Here is a 19,632-nt window from a genome sequence, read left to right on the forward strand (position 1 = left end):
AATACCCGCGCAGAGGACAGTGATTCCATGAGCACACGCCGCCTGGCCCTGATTCTCTTCGGTGGAGTGCTCGGCGTCTTCCTCCTGGTGCTCCTGCTCATGTTCTCCATGGGCGACCCGCCACCCGACCCCAGCACCGCTCCCCTCGAGGTTGTGGCGAACAGCCCCGACGACGGTCGGTGTCTCCTCAACCGGGAGGAGGTTGCCGCCGGGATGCACGAGATGTCAGTGATCACCGAGGGCTCGGACGCCACAGTGGCGCTGCGCGACGAGACCGGGCAGACGGTCTTCCAGTCCGAGGACCCTCAGGTTCCTCCAGCCGACGAGGAACCGGAAGCCGCCGCCGTCGAGCTCCTGGAAGGCCAATACACGGTGGTCTGCCAGTATCCGGACGGCTCCACGGGTGAGACGCCGCTGACCGTAACGGCGGACTGAGCCCGGAGGCTCCCGCTATCCGCGGGATACGTGCGCACGATCGTTTGAACGCCGCTTCCGAAACCGGGAAGTCGGCTACGACGCGACCCAATCCTCCAGTTGGAGGCCGGGGACCCGCTCGAATTCCCGCAGGTTATTGGTGACCACCACCAGCCCTCGTGACCGGGCGTGGCCGGCGATCATGGCGTCATAGGGACCGATCCGCGTTCCAGCACGTTTCAGTTCGGCGCGGATCTGCGCAGTGTGGTGGGCAGCAGAAGCATCGAAGTCTAGAAGCACCAGTCGGGCGGCCAGGCCTTCGACCACCCGAAGGTTCGCCTCGACGTTCGCTGATGCCTCCGCACCATAAACCAGCTCGGAGAGCACTACCGTTGACAGCGCCATCCGTCCGGCATGTTCGTTGAACGCCAGCCGGAGGTTTTCGGGCTTGTACCGGACGGCGTGAATCAGCGTGTTGGTATCAAGCAGGTATTTAAGAGTCACAGGACCGGACGCCGCTGCTCTTCGGGCTGCTCACGGTCAGCGAAGGTCTCGTCCACCGGTGGGCCGGCAAACCAGGTGTCCCACACCAGATCGACCGGGGAGACGATACGCACGTCCCCGTCTGCGATGACCTCCACTTCACGCACACCCTCCGGCCATTCCAAAGCCTTGGGTATGCGTACAGCCTGCGACTGGTTATTCCTGAAAAGCCGTGTAGTTGCCATGGCGCCTCCAATGTCTATCCAACGAGTATATACAGCTGACAGAACCAGGACACGGCGGCGTAGCCGCATCGCTGGTGGCCACCTTCCGACGGCGCCAGATAACCACGCATGGACGGGTCAAACCCGTCCGGCGAGGTTTAAAATGTGAGGGTCCACCAGTATGAGAGAGGTCGAACCATGCTTAGTTCCAGCAAGGTGACGACGATCCTGCCTGTGAAAGACATGGACCGCGCACGCAGTTTTTACGAGAAAACCCTCGGCCTGACCCCGGCGGGACGCATGGAGGAGGGAACATATCTCTTCAGCGACGACGGCCATCACGGAATACAGCTCATGCTGAAACCGGAAGGCAGCCCGTCCGGCAATACGGAACTCAGTTTTGAGGTGGAGGACATCGCGGCGGAATTGAGGGCGCTGGAGTCCAACGGGGTGAAATTCGAGGACTACGATCTCCCCGGCCTGAAAACCGTCAATCACGTCGCCGAGAGCGACGGGCAGAAAGCGGCCTGGTTCACAGACACCGAGGGAAACATCCTATGCCTTCATCAGATCGTGGGCTAAACCACATCTGACGGGGGCGGGGTAAGAGCACCGCCGTTGCTCCTCTCCGGGCTGACCACTCCTTCGGCTCTTGACGCCCCGCCCAGGTGATGCCAAACTCCGCTCGTGACGAAGGAAACACTGACCGCGAGGCCGCGGCTCGTGCGTCGAACCGCGGTTGCGATCGGCGTCCTGATCACCATCGTGATGGCGTCCACAGCGGTTCGGTTTGCCGTCGATGGGCCGAACATCCTCGCGGGCACCACCCCCCGCGACGACGTGTTCGCCCAGCGGTACATAGCTCATCCGTGGCTGGCCTACCTCCATATTGCGCCGGGTGTCGTGTACCTCCTCGGGGCACCGCTGCAGCTGTCGCGGCGTTTCCGAACCCGGCACTATGACGTACACCGCCGGCTTGGCCGTGTACTGCTTGTCTGTGCGCTGGTATCCGGACTGTTTGCACTCCTGTTCGGCGTGCCCTACGCCTGGGGAGGAGCATCGGAGGCCATCGCGACGGTGGTATTCGGCTGCTGGTTTCTTGCTTGCCTTGTTCTCGCGTTCAGGGCAATCCGGCGCGATGACGTACGCCAACACCGGCGCTGGATGATCCGGGCATTCGCCGTCGCCGTAGGCATCGGCACTATCAGGATCTGGGCGGCCATCTTCGAGAGCGTGGAGCAGGCCGTCTCCGGCGGAACGACGTCGGAGGCGCTCGACCCGACAATGTTCGGTATTGCCTTCTGGCTTGCGTTCACGATGCACGTTGCCGTCGGGGAATGGTGGCTGCGCCGCACCCCCGCCCTGACCGGATAACGACGCCGGACTGCCGCCGCCAGAAGCACCCATCGCAGTAGCGCCGTCCTACCCAATCGAGACACCTCTCACGACGAACGGCCTGGCGAACCGGGCCGCGACCCGCCCAGCTGTGACCCACCTCTCGCATTTCGGTTGACATGTGACCTGAGGCACGTCATGCTTATTACCAGCAAGTGGAAGTGATTACCACAGAATGGTAAACACAACACCTCCACCCCTGCGAAGAAGCAGAAAGGAAACGCATGCACTGCGCAATCATCGGACTGGGCGAGGCAGGCTCTCGCTACGCGACAGCGCTGGTGGGGGCCGGACACACCGTGACCGCCTTCGATCCCCGGGACGTCCCGGCACCGCAAGGTGTCCTCCTGGCAGCATCGGAAGCTGAAGCCGTCTCCAACGCGGACATCGTCCTGGTACTCACCTCCGCCGCCGTGGCACGCAAGATCGCCGAAACGTGCGCCCCACACCTCAAGGCCGGCGCCATCTACGCTGACCTGACGTCGTCGGCCCCCGTAGAGATGGAGTCCCTGGCCGCCGAAGTGGAACAGACCGGCGCGCGCTTTGCCGACGTCGCCATCCTCGGTCCCGTCACCGTCGCGGGCGCCGCTACTCCGCTGATGATCAGCGGATCCGGTGCCCGGACCGCCGCCGATATCCTCGGCGGACTCGGCGCACCGGTGGACACGCTCGATGCCCCGGCCGGCGCCGCCATGGCCCACAAGCTGCTCCGCAGCGTCTTCATGAAGGGCCTCGCCTCACTCATTGTCGAGGCGGTCTCCGCCGGCGAGGCCGCCGGTGCCAGAGAATGGATCCGCAATGAAATCGCGAAGCAGCTCGCCGGAGATGGACAGGCCGTCATCGACCGGTTCCTCACCGGTACCCGGCTGCACGCCGAACGGCGAGGGTTCGAAATGGAATCAGTTCGCGACTATCTTTCATCGATGGGCGTGGCTGCTGAAATGACTTCGGGAACCGTCGCTTCCCTGAAGCGCCTGGCACAGGAAACTGCGTCCGGCACCCCTACCCCCAGGAGTTCGGACAATGAGTCCAATCTGGCCGCGAGCAGCGCGAAAGTCTGATGACGTGGTAATCATGTCAAAGACGACGACGCCGGCCGCCCGCCCCGCCGAATCCATGGAACCTCCCGCAGGCCCTCCGAAGATCCTCCTTGTCGCGACTCCCCTTGCGCTGGCCGCACTTTCCGCCGCCGTCGTCTTTACGAGCTTCGGCCTGGGTTACTGGACCACCCTCGGCCCCGGTCCTGGGTTCTTCCCCTTCTGGATCGGCCTCCTGATGGGGATTTCCTCCCTCGTCTGGCTTCTCCAGGCCCTGCGCGGCAACCCCAACGTGCTCCCGCAGCCGGAGGAACCGGTCACACTGGACACTGACACCGTCAGCACCGCGCCGACCGCGAAGAAGCGGCCCATCTGGACGGTGCTGCTGAGCCTGGTGATCCTGGCCGGCCTGCTCGAACTGATCGGGTTCCAGCTCAGCATGTTCGCGTTTCTGCTCTTCCAGCTCAAGTTCCAGGGCGGCCGTAAGTGGCTCTCGTCCCTGATCATCGCGCTGGTGGGAAGCTTCGGCGTCTTCTACCTCTTCACCGAGGTGCTTCAGGTGACCCTGCCGACGTCGTCCATCAACGTCCTCGAAGATCTGGGGCTGTGAGGCCGTCATGGATGCTCTGAACAACCTCATGATGGGCTTCGCTGAAGCCCTCACCTTCCAGAACCTGCTGTTCGCGCTGATCGGCTGCCTCGTCGGCACCATGCTCGGCATCCTTCCGGGCATCGGCGCCACAGCGGGCATCGCGATCCTCATTCCGCTCACGCTGAACATGGAACCGGTCTCGGCGATCATCATGCTCGCCGCCATCTTCTACGGCACCGCGTACGGCGGAACCATCACCTCCGTGCTGCTGAACATCCCCGGCGAGAGCGAGTCGGCGATCACCTGTATTGACGGCTACGCCATGACCAAGAAGGGCAAGGCAGGCGTCGCGCTCACCATGGCCGGCGTCGGGTCCTTCTTCGGCGGCATCGTCGCCACCATAGGGCTCGCCCTTGGCGCCCAGGCTCTCGCCGGCGTGGGCCTCCTGATCGGTCCGCCCGAGTTTTTCGCCCTCGTGATCGTCGGCCTCTCGCTGCTCGTGGGGCTGGTGGGCAGGTCCATCGCGGCCGGCCTGATCTCGGCGTCGATCGGCCTGCTCATCGCCATGGTGGGCATCGATCCGGTCGCCGGTCTCCCCCGGTTTACCTTCGGGTCCGCCCACCTCTTCGACGGACTTAACTTTGTCCCGGTGATCATCGGCATTTTCGGCCTCGGGGAGCTGCTGGACAACCTGGTGGCTCCGACCCTCCGGCCCAAGGCACCCCGCCTGCGTGACCTGATTCCCGGCCGCACCGATCTCCGCCGGGGCGGCGTGGCCATGCTGCGCGGAACCGCCCTCGGCGTGCCGATCGGCCTGGTACCCGGCATTACCAACGCCATCTCGTCCCTGCTGTCCTACAGCGTGGAAAAGAAGGTGGGCCGCTACCGCCATGAGCTGGGCACCGGGGCCATCGAGGGCGTCGTCGGACCGGAAACGGCCAACAATGCGCACTCCAGTGCTTCGCTCGTCCCGCTCTTTGCACTCGGCATCCCCGCAACGCCGGCCATCGCCGTCCTGATGGGCGCCTTCCTGCAGAACGGGCTCACTCCGGGGCCGCTGCTGTTCACCCAGGAACCGCTCCTGGTGTGGACCATCATTGCGAGCTTCTTCATCGGCAACATCATCCTGCTGATCCTGAACGTTCCGCTGGTGGGCCTGTGGACGCGCGTGCTGGCCATCCCGCACGAGGTGCTGGTGGCGCTGATCTTCGCGTTCCTCATCATCGGCTCCTACTCGGTGAGCAACAGCGTGATCGACGTGTTCATCATGATCGTGTTCGGCATTGTCGGGCTGATCTTCCGCCGCCTCAGCATCCCGCTGGCGCCTCTGGTGCTGGCCGTGGTCCTGGGCCCGTTCCTGGAGTCGGCGCTGCGGCAGTCGCTGCAGCTCTCCCAGGGTAGCTTCGACATCTTCTTCACCCGCCCCATCACCCTGACCCTGCTCACCACTGCCGCCCTGATCTTCATCGGCTCCATCGCGGCGAGCGGGCTGAAGCGCAAAGCGCTGCTGCCCGCCGACGCCGAAAGCTAAAACCATGTCCCCTTCCATCCGTCCAATCCGTACCACCACATCCACTAGGAGTTCGACAATGCGCAAGACCATCACTTCAGTTTCGGGAGCAGCGCTGCTCCTGATCTCCGTGGCCGCCTGTGGCGATGCTTCCGGTTCCCAGGAACAGGGCGAAGCCAGTGCCAACTACCCGGAGGAAAACCTCACCATGATCGTGGGCTACGGTCCCGGCGGAAGCACCGACGTCGGAGCCCGTCTGATGGCCGATGCCCTCGAGGACGAGCTCGGCGTCAATGTCACCGTCGAGAACAAGGAAGGTGCCGGCGGCCAGGTGGGCCTCACCGCCGTGGCCAACGCCGACTGCGACGGCTACACCTTCGGCACCGCCAACTTCCCCTCCGCGATTGTCTCCGTGCTGGACGAAAGCCGCGGCGCCACCTACGACCGCGAAAGCTTCGCGCCCATCGCACTGCAGGTGGTCGACCCGACGGCAATCGTGGTGGCCCAGGACAGCCCCTACGACACCATCGATGACCTCTTGGCCGCCGCCGAAGAGAATCCGGGTGACATCCTGTACACCACTACCGGCGTCGCCAGCAACGAGCACTTCGCCATGGCCGCTGTGGAGGAGGCAACCGGCGCCGAGTTTGCTCCGGTCCACTTCCCCGACGGCGGCGGCGCACCCAAGACCGCCTTCCTTGGAGGCGAAGTGGAGATGTATGTGGCGAACGTCAGCGACGTCGTCGAAATGACTGAAAACGGCCAGGGCAAGGTCATCGGCATCATGGATTCCGAGCGCAGCCCCTTCCTGCCGGACGTTCCTACCTTCACTGAAGCAGGGCACGACGTCGAAATCTCCTCCTCGCGCGGCTACGCCTTCCCTGCCTGCGCACCCGAGGAGGCAGTGACCACCATCTCCGAGACCATGGGCACCATCATGGAGGACGAGGAGTTCCAGACGAAGATGAAGGAACTGGGGCTGGCTCCGAGCTACAAGAACGCCGAGGAGTACGCCGGGTACTGGACCGAGACCGAGGGTACCTTCGAGACCCTCTTCCCGCTGGTTCGTGAGGAAGGTAAATGAGCACCTTCGCCACTATCCCGGAGCGCCCCCATCAGCCGCTCACGCCGGAGCTGAAAGAGCGCCTCTGGGCGCTCCCCAGCGCGAACATCGGTGACGCGATGGGAAGGCTCGGCGTGATGGACCCTGCGATCCACCCCGTGTGGAGCGGCGCCCGCTGCGTCGGCACCGCCCACACGGTCTGGACCCGCGCCGGTGACAACAAGTACGTCCACGAGGCGCTTGCCACCGTGCAGCCCGGGGACATCGTTGTTATCAGCGGCCAGGCGGATGAGAGCCGCGCGCTGATCGGTGAGCTCATCGGCGGCAAGGCCAGGATCCGCGGTGTGGAAGGCTTCGTCATCGACGGCGCCGTCCGCGATGCTCCCGGGCTGGAGGAGTACCGTATGCCAGTGTTCGCCCGGGCTGTCACTGCTGCCGGCCCGTACAAGAACGGGCCCGGCGTGGTCGGGGCAACCATCGCCGTCGGCGGTGTCCCGGTCAACCCGGGAGACATCATTGTGGGTGACCCTGACGGCGTCGTCGTGATTCCGCGGCAGCATGCCGAGGCGGTGGTGGCCGCTGCGGAGGCCAAGCGCGACGCCGAGCAGGCCACGCGGGACCAGATCGACCGCGAGCTGGAACTGTCCGTTCCGGACACCCGGGTAGGCGCGTCGGGCTAAAGTGTTTCCCGGCCGGACCCCCACGTCCGGCCGGGAACGCCTGTCCCGAAAATCCAGCTGAAAGAGACACCGTGGCACCGAACGAATCGCCCATGCGATCGCTGGAACGCGCCTTCGATGTACTGGCCGTCCTCGAGCAGAACATCCGTCCGCTACGCCTGACGGACATCGCCCAACAGGCGGGGCTTGCCGTCAGCACCACCCAGCGCATCCTGAACGTGCTGGAGGGCCGCGGCCTCGTGGAGCGCGATGACTCGACCTATCAGTTGGGCGTCGGCACCGTCCCTATGGCCCACGCATTCCTGCGCGGCAACCGGCTCAGCGCCGCCGCCCTTCCCGTACTGCAGGAACTGGCGTCTGCGACCGGACTCACGGCGTCGCTGTTTGTCCGGTCCGGACTCAGCCGGGTGGTAGTCGCCCGTGTTGAGGGCGAACATCCGCTCCGGTACGCGCTGCCCATCGGCGAGCGGCTGCCGCTGCATCTCGGCGCCGGACGCGTCCTCGCCTCCGGAATGACCGACGAGGAGGTCGATGAGCTCCTGCAGACGGTCGATGGGATCCACATGCAGTCAGGTGTGGAGCTGACCCCTCAGCAGTTCAAGGAATCCCTTCAGACCATCCGCGAGGACGGCTATCTCGTTGCGCACAGCGAGCGTGCCGTCGGCATCACCTCCGTCTCTGCTCCGGTGTTCAGCGCCAGCGGGCGGATGGTCGGCGTCGTCATTGTCAGCGGCGCCGATGCCCACATGCCGGAGGAGAAGATCCAGCAGGTGGTGTGGGAGGTCCGGCAGGCCGCCCAGTCGATCGGCCAGCGCCACCTGAGCGCACCGGAGCCGGTGCAGGCCCGAAACACCATAGGACGCTGATGGTGAGCGGCAGATGACTTCACGGGGCACTTCTGCTGCGCTCTGGCTGATCTTCGTCCAGGCCGTCATCACCCAGGGCATGGCGTTCACGGTCCGCCCCACCATCTCCTACCGCGCCCTTGAGATCGGGATTGCTCCCGCCTGGCTGGGCGCGCTCGCCGCAACCTATGCCGCCGCTCCCCTGCTGTGTGCGCTGCTCGTCGGGCAGGCTACCGACCGGTTCGGGCCGAAGAAGATCATGGTGGTCGGCACGCTGCTGATGGCGCTGTCGGGGGTTGCATTGACCTTCATCGGCGGCACCATCACCGTACTCATCGTCGGCAGCGTACTGCTGGGCATCGGCCATCTGATGGCCGTCATCGGGCAACAGGCCGGGGTGGCCGGGCTGACGTCGCCCGGGAAACTCCAGTCCGTGTTCGGTCACTACACGCTGGCCGGCTCACTCGGTCAGGCACTCGGCCCCGGACTGATCGCCGTCTTCGGTGCCAACGCCACCATCCCGGACACCGGTTTGATCTTCGCCGTCGCGGCGGTGCTGATGACCCTCTCGGTGGGAGTCGCCGTCGTACTTCCGGTGCCGCGTTCGCGCAAAGGCCGCAGCGACGCCCAGCCGGCGAGCTGGCGGGAAATCCTGCGGATCCGCGGGCTGGTTCCGGCGATCACCATCACTGCGATTGTGCTCGCCGCCGTGGACATCACGCTGATCTACCTTCCGGTGCTCGGCGCCGAGCTGGGCATCAGCGCGGGGGTGGTGGGGCTGCTCCTGTCGGTGCGCGCTGCCTCATCGATGCTGTCCCGGTTCTTCCTGGGCTCGCTTGTCCGCGTGCTCGGTTCCAACCGGCTGCTGCTCCTTAGCCTGGTGATCGCAGCCGTGTCGATGGCCCTGATTCCGATTGGCATGCCGATGGCGGCGCTGGTTGTCCTGCTGGTGTTCCTGGGGTTCGGCCTGGGCATCGGTCAGCCGGTGACCATGGCCTGGCTCGCCGCGGCGGCCCCGCCCGGAAGCCAGGGCAGAGCCATGTCCCTTCGCATCAGCGGTAGCCGATTGGGCCAGATCGTCTTCCCCACCGCTGCGGGTGCAGTCGCCGCCGGCTTCGGCGCATCCGGCGCGCTGTGGGGTATCGCCGTGGCCCTGGGCGCCGCTGGTTTCATCTCAGCACGGCATCCGCTTCAATTTCGACCCCATAAGTAAGGACCTTGATGAACCTGTATCCGGCAGAAACCGTACGAGCCCAGATCCTCGCGGTGCTCAGCGCGTGGGGGATGGCTTCCGCGAAGGCGAGCACGACGGCGGAAGTCATGATTGAGACGGACCTCGCCGGGATTGATTCCCACGGTATTTCGATGCTGCCCGGCTACCAGCGGCTCATCGACCTGGGCAAGCTGGACATTCGCGCCGATCCGGTGGTGAGCCGCGAGTCCGCTGCCACCGCCGTCGTCGACGGTGGAAACAATCTGGGTCACGCCACCATGGTGGCGGCGATGGAACTGGCTTGCTCAAAGGCGCGGGAGACCGGCGTCGGCGTGGTCACGGTTCGTCGCTCCCATCACTTCGGTGCGGCCGGGTACTACTCCAAGCTTGCGGCGGATGCCGGACTGGTGGGACTGCTTACCTCGACCACGCGCACCAAGGCCGTGGTGCCCACCCGTAGTAGCCGGCCGTTGCTTGGTACCAATCCGCTGGCGTTCGCGGCACCAAGCAGTAATCCGGACGCACCGTTTGTGCTGGACATGTCCACCAGCACCGTGGCCGTCAACAAGGTCAAGGTGTATGACTACCTCGGTCAGCCGCTGCCCGCGGGGTGGGTGCTTGATGGAGCCGGCGAGCCGGTCACAGATCCCGGCACTGCATACTCTCTGCTTCGCAGCGAAGCAGGGGGCGGGCTTAGCCCGCTCGGTGGATCCGAGTCGCTCTCCAGCCACAAGGGCTACGGTCTTGCGGTCATGGTTCAGATCCTTGCCGGTGCCCTTGCCGGAGCGACCTTTGCGCCGCTGAAGGACGCGTCCGACGACGACAACATCGGACACTTCTGCCTCGCTATTGATCCGGGGTTCTTCGGCGAGCCCGAGGACTTCTCTGCCTCGGTCTCGCAGATTCTGGACACGCTCCGGGCCGAGCCCCCGGCTTCCCCGGACCGGCCGGTGCTGGTGGCCGGGGACAACGAGCGGCGGGTGCGCGCTGAGCGGCTGGAGATCGGGATCCCTGTGAGTGCCGCGTTGATCGAGCAATTAGGTGGGATCTGTGCGAAGACCGGGGCTGCGTTTCTGCTTTAGGCCGCGGTAGGCGGGTGCGAGGTGACAGCTACGATCGCGCTGCATCCCGCACGGCCAAATGGTACGCTTTTATGTACCACTTCGAAGGGGATGGACAATGTCCGCAATTACTGCAACGGATGCTCGACGCAACCTGTTCGGACTCATCCAGCAGGTCAACGAGGACCGTGCTCCGGTCGAGGTCGTGTCGAAGCACGGCAACGCCGTCATCATGTCCAAGGACGACTACGACGCGATCACCGAAACCGCTTACCTGTTGCGGCATTCGAAAGGTGCGGAGCGGCTGCTCGCGGCCATGGAACGCGCCCGGCGCGGCGAGTTCGAGACCCACGAACTCCATGAGGCGTGAGCCGACAGCTCGCATTCGACCGGAACGGGTGGGAAGACTACACCTACTGGAAAAGCCAGGACAGAAAGACGCTGAAGCGAATCAATCTACTGATTCTGGATGTCTTACGGGACCCGTTCACCGGCACCGGCAAACCCGAGCCGCTCAAGCACATCTTGGCCGGCGCCTGGTCCAGACGAATCGATGAAGCGAATCGCCTCGTCTACCTCGTGACCGACACGCACATCACCGTGATGCAGGCGCGCGACCACTACTGATCCATAAGCGCTACAAAAGGCCTCCGGGTCACCACGCGAGAGGAACCCGCCTTGGCATTCACCGTCCGCGGACGCACCGTCCTGATCACCGGCGCCGGAATGGGCATGGGAAAGCTGTATGCCGAACGCGCCGCCCGCGAGGGGGCAGCCGCCGTCGTGCTCTGGGATATTGACGAAACCGCGCTCCAAACCGTCGCGGCAGGCCTCACCACAAGCACGACGACGGTCCACACCAAAGTGGTGGATCTTGCCTCGGTGGAGTCGATCACCACCGCAGCCCAGTCGGTGTTGGATAACGTCGGCACCCCGGATGTCCTGATCAACAACGCCGGGATTGTGCGCGGGAAATACTTCTGGGAACACGACCACCACGCGGACATTGACCTCACCCTGCGCATCAATACCGGCGGACCCATGCACGTCACCCGGGCATTCCTGCCGGCGATGATGGAACGCGGAACACCCGCGCGCATCCTGAACGTGGCCTCAGCCTCCGGTACGCTCTCGGTCCCCCGCATGAGCGTGTACGCGGCGTCGAAATGGGCCGTCATCGGCTGGAGCGATTCCCTGCGCCTCGAGCTCGCTTCCACCGGCCATCCCATTGCCGTCACCACCCTCATCCCCAGCTACATCAAGACCGGCATGTTCGAGGGAGCCCGCGGACCGCTACTGACCCCGCTCATGGAACCGGAGTACGTGGTGGACAAAGCTTGGCGCGCAACGCTGGCCGGCAAGGCCCGCGTCCAGCTGCCCTGGACCGTGCAGCTCGCCGGAACTCTTCGCAATGTCCTGCCGCAACCGGCCTGGGACTTCGTCGCCGACCGCGTCTTCAAGGTGTACAGCTCAATGGACCACTTCACCGGGCGGCCAGCCCCTTCAGCCAAGGAGGAAACCACCCGATGAGCGCCGCCGACCTGCTCGCAGACCACAAACAGTACTTCCACACCGGCGTCACCCGGCCAGCCGAATGGCGGCGCAGGCAACTGCAGTCTCTCCTGCAGCTGCTCACCGAACGCGAAGACGCCCTCACCGATGCCCTCGAGAAAGACCTGGGAAAGAGCCGCACCGAGGCCTTCATCTCAGAGGTCGCCGTGGTCCGGGCGGAGACCGACTACGCACTGAAGCACCTTGACCGCTGGATGACGCCGGCAAAGGTCAGCGTGCCGCTCGGCCTGCAACCGGCGAAGGCCTGGACCCAACCCCGGCCGCTGGGCACCGTGCTCATCATCGGCCCCTGGAACTACCCGCTGCAGCTGGTCCTTGCGCCGCTGGTCGGTGCGCTCGCGGCCGGCAACACAGCGGTCCTCAAACCCAGCGAACTGGCACTGGCCACCTCGAGCGTGCTCGCCGAGCTCGTTCCCCAGTACCTCGATCGATCCGCCGTGACCGTCGTGGAAGGCGGCGTGGACGTGAGCACCGATCTCCTTGCCCAGCCCTTCGACTACATCTTCTACACCGGCGGCGAGCGCGTCGGCAAGATCGTCATGAAAGCTGCCTCCGAGCACCTCACTCCGGTGACGCTGGAGCTGGGAGGGAAGTCTCCCGCCGTCGTCGTCGGTGGTGACCTCAAGGCCGCAGCCCGGCGCATTGCCTACGGCAAATTCATGAACGCTGCCCAGACGTGCGTGGCACCGGACTACATATTGACGACGCCGGCTGCCGCCCCTGCACTGGCGCTGGCGCTGTCGGAGGCCGTCCGGGAGTTCTACGGCAGCGATCCGCAGACCTCCGGTGACTACGGCCGGATCATCAACGAGCATCACTTCGACCGGCTGGTGAAGCTCCTAGACGGCGGAACCGTCGTCACCGGCGGCAGGCACGAGCGCTCCGAGCGGTACATCGAGCCGACCATCCTGCGCGACGTCGACCCCGCCTCACCGCTCATGCAGGAGGAAATCTTCGGCCCGCTCCTGCCCATCCTTGAGGTGGAAGACCTCGACGACGCGATCCGCTTCATCGGCGAGCGTCCCCACCCGCTCGCCGCCTACCTGTTCAGCGACCGGGACGAGCACCTCGACGCTTTCACGGAGCAGGTGAAGGCCGGCGGCATCGCGCACAACGTCTGCACCATCCAACTTGCGGTGCCCGGGCTGCCCTTCGGCGGTGTGGGCGCGAGCGGGACCGGCAGCTACCACGGCCGCCAGTCCTTCGACACGTTCAGCCACCTGCAGCCGGTCTTTTCCAAGCCGACGGCGGTGGATACCCTCAGGCTCGCCTACCCGCCGTTCGGTGCGCTCAAACGGAAGCTGCTGCGCAGGCTGCTCTGAGGAAACCGTCCCGGCTTGCTGAGACGGCTCCACCGCTTCACGTGATCTGAAGCTCGCGCTTCACGAACGCGGTCAGCAGTTCCCGTGCCCGGTCCACTGCTATGGACGTTCGGCGCGAATAGCACTGGACGACGAGACCATCCACCATGGCTGCCGTCGTTGCTGCGAAAACCGCGGGGTCCTCGCAGGAGAAAGCGCCTTCGGCGACCCCGCGCTCGGCAATTCCCTGCAGTGCAGCCCGCCACGCGTCATAGTGCTCGTTCATCCAGCTGCCGTAGCTGTCATCGCGGGCAGCCGCAGCCCAGAAGTCCAGCCAGATGAGCCAGTGACGCCGTGTTTCCTCATCGGACCCGAACAGCCCGTCAAGGAAGAACAGCAGTTCCCTGCCCGGATCCTCCGAGCCTTGTGCGGCCTCCCGCAGCGGGAGGTAGAAGCTTGCCGTCTCGGCCATGACCACTTCCATCAACACCTCGTCAAGGCCCTTGAAGTGATAGGTGATGGTGCCGGGGGAAACGCCGCACGCCTGGGAGATGTCCCGGATTCCTACGTTGAACAGACCCTTGTCAGCAATCACGGTACGGGCGGCATCGATCACCAGCTGCCGCCTCACCTCGGTGGGGTGACGCTGACGTTCACCGACGGTCTTGGCCCTCGGCCGGCCGGCAGGCTCCTGCGTGCTCAGTGCCATCACTCGTGCTCGCTTCCTTGCCACGCGGACGTCCGAAGTTACGCGGACGTCCGCGCGATCTGCTTGTCGAAAGTTTTCTCGAAAAACACTTCGTCACCCTTATAGGTGGTGACCGAATGGCGCAGCACATAGTGTTCCGCAGTTGCGGTCACCGTAGCGCTGGTCTCAATCCGAACGGACCAACCCTCGCGCTCCATGCTGATCTTCCACCGTGATTCGGCAGAGGCTGACAGCGGGTCGTCTTCCTCGATCCGGTAGATCTCCACCGCTTCCTCCCCGTAGTGCAGCCCGTCGGGGTAAATCCGGTTGCCGCCGAAGTTCGGATCCACGGTCAGGATCCAGGAACCCGTAGCGGGCTCATAACGGACTTCACGTTCCGGACGCGGTTCAAGAACCGGTCCGGGCTTGATGTCCAGAGGTGCTGACTGTTCGGCCTCCTCGAAGGAGACTCCACCTGCAGCGATGACCGCCGGATCCAGTACGTCCAGGCTCAGTTCGGAGCCTGAAGCATCGATAGTCAGGGCGCCCTGCTCCCCATGCGGCCAGATCCACGGCCAGTAGGTGTTCGAGAGCGCCAACCGCAGCTTGTGCCCCGCCGGCAGTTGCCACGAGATTGCCCGCAGTTCAATCTCGGCCTCTACGAACTCGCCCGGGACGACGTCCTCCGCATGGTCCATTCCGTTGCGTTTGCACAGGTTAATTGCTCCCCGGGTGATCAGGGTGCTGGAACCATCCGGTGCCACATCGCACAATCTCGCGAACACGTTGCCCCGCCGCGCGGTACTGCTCACGCGCAGGCGCAACCTGGGGAAACCAAGAATGTTCAGGTTTTCCGTCAGCTCGGGGGTTTCGAACACGACGGAACGCCCGTCCTCGGACCGCTGATCCGGAGGCAGGTCCGAAAGGTTCCCGTAGGGAAACCACCGCGCGGCGTCAATGCCGGTGTGCTGCGGCGTCGCCACGACAGCCAGTTGTGCGGCATTGGTCGCTGTACTCCGCAGGTCATCTGCCAGGTTGAACGTTGCCGTGTTCACGCTCTCGGATGGCCAGGACTCAAGCCCCACCCAGGTACCGGTACGCACCGGGTAGTGGGTGGCCGGGCGTGCGGAATCCTGGTGGAGTGCGCGCAGCGCGGGCTCGTCCATAATGCCGGTGTCGATCCCCTTGAGCCAGTAGTCCCACCAGCGCAGGGTCTCCTGGAGGAATCCGATGTTGGGACCGGGGGTCCGTGCGATGTCCGGGTACTGGTGGGACCACGGGCCGATCAGGCCCTGCACCGGCCCGTCCAAACCCGCAAGTAGTCGCAGCACGGCGCTGCGGTAGGGATCCGCCCAGCCTCCGACAGCCATGACAGCAGCCTTGACCCTGGAATAGTCCTCACAGACCGAGCCGCGACGCCAGTACTCGTCCCGCTCCTGATGATCCATCCAGGTTTCCGCGAACGGCTGCAGGCCCTCCAGCCGTTCCTTCCACATGGTCTCCCACGAATCGCCCACCCGCCAGGGTGCCGGTGGCCTGCATTGGAACGCCAGCATGGTTCCGGCCCAGGAGAGCATGTCGATCCCCAGCATGGCGCCGCCGAAGTAGTGCACGTCATCCGCATAGCGGTCATCAGTAGAGCACACCGTGACGATGGCTTTGACCGCCTCAGGTTGTTCGGCGGCGATCTGCAGGCTGTTGAAGCCGCCCCAGGAGATGCCGAACATTCCTACCTTGCCCGTACACCAGGGCTGCGCGGCCAGCCACTCGATAACCTCGACGCCGTCGGCTTGTTCCTGCGGGTGGTATTCATCGAGCATGATGCCCTCGGAGTCACCGCACCCGCGGATGTCCACACGGACGGAAGCATACCCATGCCCTGCGTACCAGGGGTGGCGTTGTGCGTCGCGCGGCGCTGTCCAGTCGCCGCGACGATACGGCAGGTACTCCAACAGGGCGGGAACCGGATTGCTGATGGCGTCCTCCGGCAACCAGACGGTGGCCGCCAGCCGGGTGCCGTCGCTGAGCGGGATCAGGACGTCCTCCATAACGGCAACGCTATGGGAGAAGACTGTTCGGATCTGCAAGGGAACCCTTCCTGGAGCGTCTACGAAGAGCACAGTTGAGTGCACGCACAATCTAATTATCGTAGTGTACAAATAAGTGCTGAAACTCGGCTATTGTGAGGCCATGACCGACACCCTGGCCCCAGTTCGCCGCGCCCGGACCGCTATTGACGACGTCGCGGACGCCTTCTTCCTGAGGCTGCTGGAGCTCAAGCCGGAGCTGGCTACCTCCCTCGGAATCCTCGGCTACGGGAGCGGGTTCTTCGACTACTCCCCCGCCGGCCAACAGGCCTACTCCCAAGCCATCCAGGAAACACTCGCCGAGCTGGAAGGCCTCAACCCGGCCGACGACGTCGATGGAGTCACCCTGGACGCCATGCGCGAGCGGTTGGGGCTGGAGCTGGAGTTCCTCGCTACGGGCATCACCGAGCTGAACAACATTGAGTGCCCGTCGCAGCTGATCCGGAACGTCTTTGACCTGATGCCTACCGAAACGGCTGCAGACTGGGAGCACATCGCTGAAAGACTGGCGAACGTCAGCGGTGCGCTGGAGGGCTACATCGCCTCTTTGCGCAAGAGCCGCGATGAAGGGCACGTCGCAGCTGCCCGGCAGGTCCGTGCTGTCGCCTGGCAAGCGCGTGAACATGCCAACAACAACGGTTTCTTCACGTCCCTGGCAGCCGGAGCGCAGGGCAGGCAGCTCGACGCCGGTACCCGTGACCTGCTCGAACGCGGCGCAGCGGGCGCCGCAGCAGCTTATGCGGGCTTCGCGAACTTCCTCGAAACCGAACTGCTGCCGGCAGCGCCCGGGAAGGACGCCGTCGGGCGCGAGTACTACGAGCTGTGCTCACGGCGCTTCCTGGGTACCGCCGTCGACCTCGATGAAACCTACGCGTGGGCAGTGGCTGAACTGGACCGGTTGATTGCGGAACAGGTGGCGGTGGCTGGCCGGATCAAGTCCGGCGCCACGATCGAAGAAGCCAAGGCGATCCTGAACTCGGACCCGGCCCGCCAGCTCAAGGGCTCGGCTGCCCTCAGGGACTGGATGCAGGCCACAGCAGACCAGGCGTTGTCAGACCTCGCCGGCGTGCACTTCGACATCCCGGCACCCATGAACCGGCTTGAATGCATGATCGCCCCCACTCAGGAGGGCGTGATCTACTACTCGGTGCCCTCCGATGACTTCAGCCGGCCCGGGCGCATGTGGTGGTCCATCCCGCCCGGTGAGGACGAGTTCACCACCTGGGCCGAAACCAGCACCGTGTACCACGAGGGGGTGCCGGGACATCATCTGCAATACGGAACCGCGACCTACCAGAAGGAGCTGCTGAACAACTGGCGGCGCCACGCCTGCTGGGTTTCCGGCCACGGTGAAGGTTGGGCGCTTTATGCCGAGCGGTTGATGCTGGAGCTGGGCTACCTCGCCGATCCGGGTGACCACCTGGGAATGCTGGATATGCAGCGGATGCGCGCAGCCCGGGTTGTCTTCGATATCGGGGTGCACCTGGAGCTGGAGGTCCCCGCGCCCTGGGGAAGCGGAACCTGGACGCCCGAGAAAGGATACGAGTTCCTTACCCGGCACCTCGATATTTCCGAGGGTGCCCTCGAGTTCGAGTTCACCCGCTACCTCGGGTGGCCGGGCCAGGCTTCCTCGTACAAAGTCGGTCAGCGGCTGTGGGAAGAGATCCGCGCGGTCCGCGAACAGGCCGACGGCGCGGCATTCGATCTCCGCGCGTTCCATACCGAGGCACTGAACCTGGGCTCGGTGGGGCTGGATACCCTGCGCCGGGCCTTACTTCCGGCCGGACCGGGCCTGGTCGTCTAGCAACGCCGACGACGACGCAGCGCGCCGCAATCAGCGGTCGGACTTGGGCAGCACGATCCACAAAATGATGTAGACGAGCTCGCCGACGCCCACCAGCCCGAAGATGATGAAGCCGAGCCGGACGAGCCACTTGGGCAAGCCAAACCCGGTTGCGATAGCCGCGCAGACTCCTGCGATGAGTTTGCCGTTACGGGGACGTGTCAATGTGCCAGCCATGCGGGCGACTCTACGCCGCCCACGGTCCGGAGGAAACCCTGATGCGCAGCTGGATCAGAAGCATCGGCCGAACTGTGCCGTAATCAAATCGTTCCGCAACACCCGTAACCACCGACGCGCTTCCACAAACATACGGATCATGACGGCACAAATGATCGAACAGCTTCAGAAGGTCGACTCCCACGATGGCACATTGTGGGAGGTGAAGGTGGGAACGGCCGCAGGCCAGTTCCTCTCGATGCCCAGGAAGGCGGCCGAGCGGCTCGCAGCCATCGCCGAGCGGCGTCTCGCCCAGGGTCGTCCCATTATGTTCACGGTGTACCGGCTCAATGGGGACGACAAACCTGACTGGGACGCAAGCGCGCGGATCGCCGAAATCTTTGCGGTGACGGGTTGGCCGGCGTCGAACTGCTCGATCCAACGCGCGCAGGTGATCGACATCCTCGAGGCCGCCCTCACTCAGGAAATTCATCCCTTTGACGGTCGAATGTGAACTCGATGTGTTGAGACCATGGAACGCATCCAGTGCACAGGTGGAACATGCAACAGGGGGAATTCGTGAGGGGCACTCGAACACGAGGTTTTGGCGCAGCGGCTGCAGTAACGCTGTTGCTCTTGCTGACCGGCTGCAGCGGCGAACCCGCAGCTGCGCCGGCACCACCGACCCAGGGCAACGTCCTGGATGCCGCCGAGGTGCTCAGCGACCAGCAGGAGCAGCAACTCAATACGCTCATCGAGAATGAGAATCGCAGCACCGATGCCGCCCGGGTCGCCGTCCTGACCGTCGAGAACGCCGGCGGATCCATCGAGGACTATGCGCGCACCGTCGCCACCGAGTGGGAAGTAGGCGACGACGGTGCGGACAACGGAGTGCTCATCGTCGCCGACACGGCAGAGCGGGAGCTTCGCGTCGAAACAGCCGACGGCGTGCGGGAACAGTTCTCCGACGACGAGGCGGAAGACGTGGTCGAGGATGTCCTCGAACCTGCCTTCGCCGACGAAAAGTACGCGCAGGGCCTCACCGAGGCCGTCGAGCAGATCTACCTGTACGCAGACGGAGAGGAGCCGCCCAGCGATCCCTTCGCCTGGGTTCTGCCAGCCTCAATCGTCGGCGCTATGGTGGCCTTTTTCGGCATTGTGGTGGCTGTCATCGTGCGGGACAGCCGCCGTCGTCGTCGTATTGCTGACGAGGAAATCCGCGCCGCGGAGGAGAGCGATCCGGACCTGCGCCTCACCGATGAACAGCGCGAGGCGTACCGGAAGTATCGCTATAACCACCGCAAGGACGACGCCGTTACGAACCCGGCCATGTGGCTGCCCCTTTTCATCGCCAACCCTTCGCTCTACTCGGGCGGCAGCAGCGGGAACGCCTCGGGTTCGTCCTTCAACAGCGGCGGCGGCTTCACCGGCGGAGGAGCCTCCGGAAGCTACTAGCCGAGTCAGGCGC

General features: G+C 64.7%; 23 protein-coding genes. 18 read left to right on the forward strand and 5 right to left on the reverse strand.

Annotated elements, in window-relative coordinates; all coding sequences use genetic code 11:
• Positions 1-27 precede the first annotated feature (27 nt).
• Positions 28-435: a hypothetical protein gene (locus tag ASH00_RS02785; protein ID WP_056544685.1), complete on the forward strand. Its 408-nt coding sequence runs from the start codon at positions 28-30 to the stop codon at positions 433-435.
• A 75-nt stretch (positions 436-510) separates the two neighbouring features.
• Here ASH00_RS02785 and vapC read toward each other — a convergent pair whose 3' ends face one another.
• Positions 511-918: a tRNA(fMet)-specific endonuclease VapC gene (gene vapC / locus ASH00_RS02790; RefSeq protein WP_056544688.1), complete on the reverse strand. Its 408-nt coding sequence runs from the start codon at positions 916-918 to the stop codon at positions 511-513.
• Positions 915-1,142 (reverse strand): type II toxin-antitoxin system VapB family antitoxin, encoded by a 228-nt coding sequence (gene vapB, locus ASH00_RS02795; RefSeq protein ID WP_056544691.1) that lies wholly within the window; start codon positions 1,140-1,142, stop codon positions 915-917. The genes vapC and vapB overlap by 4 nt, the downstream gene beginning before the upstream one ends.
• Positions 1,143-1,319: 177 nt before the next feature.
• Here vapB and ASH00_RS02800 point away from each other — a divergent pair, with 177 nt between their 5' ends.
• The 14 genes from ASH00_RS02800 to ASH00_RS02865 all read left to right on the forward strand — a co-directional run bounded on the left by ASH00_RS02800 (position 1,320) and on the right by ASH00_RS02865 (position 13,411).
• Positions 1,320-1,703 carry a VOC family protein gene (locus ASH00_RS02800; RefSeq protein ID WP_056544695.1) on the forward strand — a complete coding sequence of 128 codons (384 nt, stop codon included), beginning with the start codon at positions 1,320-1,322 and terminating at the stop codon, positions 1,701-1,703.
• Positions 1,704-1,808: 105 nt separating this feature from the next.
• Complete coding sequence (locus tag ASH00_RS02805) at positions 1,809-2,495, forward strand: DUF2306 domain-containing protein (RefSeq protein ID WP_157358974.1); 687 nt, start codon at positions 1,809-1,811, stop codon at positions 2,493-2,495.
• Between the two features lie 245 nt (positions 2,496-2,740).
• Positions 2,741-3,577 carry an NAD(P)-dependent oxidoreductase gene (locus tag ASH00_RS02810; protein WP_082565852.1) on the forward strand — a complete coding sequence of 279 codons (837 nt, stop codon included), beginning with the start codon at positions 2,741-2,743 and terminating at the stop codon, positions 3,575-3,577.
• 13 nt (positions 3,578-3,590) lie between these two features.
• A complete protein-coding gene (locus ASH00_RS02815; RefSeq protein WP_056544701.1) occupies positions 3,591-4,163 on the forward strand; it encodes a tripartite tricarboxylate transporter TctB family protein in 573 nt (190 codons plus the stop codon).
• A gap of 7 nt (positions 4,164-4,170) precedes the next feature.
• On the forward strand, positions 4,171-5,676 hold the full coding sequence (locus ASH00_RS02820) for a tripartite tricarboxylate transporter permease (RefSeq protein WP_056544704.1): 1,506 nt from the start codon (positions 4,171-4,173) through the stop codon (positions 5,674-5,676).
• A gap of 58 nt (positions 5,677-5,734) precedes the next feature.
• Complete coding sequence (locus ASH00_RS02825) at positions 5,735-6,739, forward strand: tripartite tricarboxylate transporter substrate binding protein (RefSeq protein ID WP_056544707.1); 1,005 nt, start codon at positions 5,735-5,737, stop codon at positions 6,737-6,739.
• Positions 6,736-7,398 (forward strand): RraA family protein, encoded by a 663-nt coding sequence (locus tag ASH00_RS02830; protein ID WP_056544710.1) that lies wholly within the window; start codon positions 6,736-6,738, stop codon positions 7,396-7,398. The genes ASH00_RS02825 and ASH00_RS02830 overlap by 4 nt, the downstream gene beginning before the upstream one ends.
• A 71-nt stretch (positions 7,399-7,469) precedes the next feature.
• On the forward strand, positions 7,470-8,264 hold the full coding sequence (locus ASH00_RS02835) for an IclR family transcriptional regulator (protein ID WP_056544713.1): 795 nt from the start codon (positions 7,470-7,472) through the stop codon (positions 8,262-8,264).
• A 13-nt stretch (positions 8,265-8,277) separates the two neighbouring features.
• Positions 8,278-9,456: an MFS transporter gene (locus ASH00_RS02840; RefSeq protein ID WP_056544716.1), complete on the forward strand. Its 1,179-nt coding sequence runs from the start codon at positions 8,278-8,280 to the stop codon at positions 9,454-9,456.
• A gap of 8 nt (positions 9,457-9,464) precedes the next feature.
• Complete coding sequence (locus ASH00_RS02845) at positions 9,465-10,538, forward strand: Ldh family oxidoreductase (RefSeq protein WP_056544719.1); 1,074 nt, start codon at positions 9,465-9,467, stop codon at positions 10,536-10,538.
• Positions 10,539-10,635: 97 nt separating this feature from the next.
• Positions 10,636-10,887, forward strand: a complete 252-nt coding sequence (locus ASH00_RS02850) for a type II toxin-antitoxin system Phd/YefM family antitoxin (RefSeq protein WP_056544722.1) — start codon at positions 10,636-10,638, stop codon at positions 10,885-10,887.
• On the forward strand, positions 10,884-11,144 hold the full coding sequence (locus ASH00_RS02855; RefSeq protein WP_056544726.1) for a Txe/YoeB family addiction module toxin: 261 nt from the start codon (positions 10,884-10,886) through the stop codon (positions 11,142-11,144). The genes ASH00_RS02850 and ASH00_RS02855 overlap by 4 nt, the downstream gene beginning before the upstream one ends.
• 51 nt (positions 11,145-11,195) lie before the next feature.
• On the forward strand, positions 11,196-12,047 hold the full coding sequence (locus ASH00_RS02860; RefSeq protein ID WP_056544728.1) for an SDR family NAD(P)-dependent oxidoreductase: 852 nt from the start codon (positions 11,196-11,198) through the stop codon (positions 12,045-12,047).
• Positions 12,044-13,411 (forward strand): aldehyde dehydrogenase family protein, encoded by a 1,368-nt coding sequence (locus ASH00_RS02865; RefSeq protein ID WP_056544732.1) that lies wholly within the window; start codon positions 12,044-12,046, stop codon positions 13,409-13,411. The genes ASH00_RS02860 and ASH00_RS02865 overlap by 4 nt, the downstream gene beginning before the upstream one ends.
• Before the next feature lie 37 nt (positions 13,412-13,448).
• Here the strand turns inward: ASH00_RS02865 and ASH00_RS02870 are convergent, their stop codons facing one another.
• Entirely contained in the window at positions 13,449-14,099 is a 651-nt protein-coding gene (locus ASH00_RS02870) for a TetR/AcrR family transcriptional regulator (RefSeq protein ID WP_056544734.1), read from the reverse strand.
• 38 nt (positions 14,100-14,137) lie between these two features.
• Positions 14,138-16,165 (reverse strand): CocE/NonD family hydrolase, encoded by a 2,028-nt coding sequence (locus tag ASH00_RS02875; protein WP_082565853.1) that lies wholly within the window; start codon positions 16,163-16,165, stop codon positions 14,138-14,140.
• Between the two features lie 103 nt (positions 16,166-16,268).
• Here ASH00_RS02875 and ASH00_RS02880 point away from each other — a divergent pair, with 103 nt between their 5' ends.
• Complete coding sequence (locus ASH00_RS02880) at positions 16,269-17,969, forward strand: DUF885 domain-containing protein (protein ID WP_056544737.1); 1,701 nt, start codon at positions 16,269-16,271, stop codon at positions 17,967-17,969.
• Positions 17,970-17,999: 30 nt separating this feature from the next.
• Here the strand turns inward: ASH00_RS02880 and ASH00_RS02885 are convergent, their stop codons facing one another.
• Complete coding sequence (locus ASH00_RS02885; protein WP_056544741.1) at positions 18,000-18,185, reverse strand: PspC domain-containing protein; 186 nt, start codon at positions 18,183-18,185, stop codon at positions 18,000-18,002.
• A 139-nt stretch (positions 18,186-18,324) separates the two neighbouring features.
• Here ASH00_RS02885 and ASH00_RS02890 point away from each other — a divergent pair, with 139 nt between their 5' ends.
• Entirely contained in the window at positions 18,325-18,678 is a 354-nt protein-coding gene (locus ASH00_RS02890) for a hypothetical protein (RefSeq protein WP_157358976.1), read from the forward strand.
• A 65-nt stretch (positions 18,679-18,743) separates the two neighbouring features.
• On the forward strand, positions 18,744-19,619 hold the full coding sequence (locus tag ASH00_RS02895) for a TPM domain-containing protein (RefSeq protein ID WP_162252836.1): 876 nt from the start codon (positions 18,744-18,746) through the stop codon (positions 19,617-19,619).
• Positions 19,620-19,632: the final 13 nt, after the last annotated feature.

The sequence above is a fragment of the Arthrobacter sp. Soil782 genome (assembly GCF_001428435.1).
In the GTDB taxonomy this organism is placed as follows: domain Bacteria; phylum Actinomycetota; class Actinomycetes; order Actinomycetales; family Micrococcaceae; genus Arthrobacter_D; species Arthrobacter_D parietis.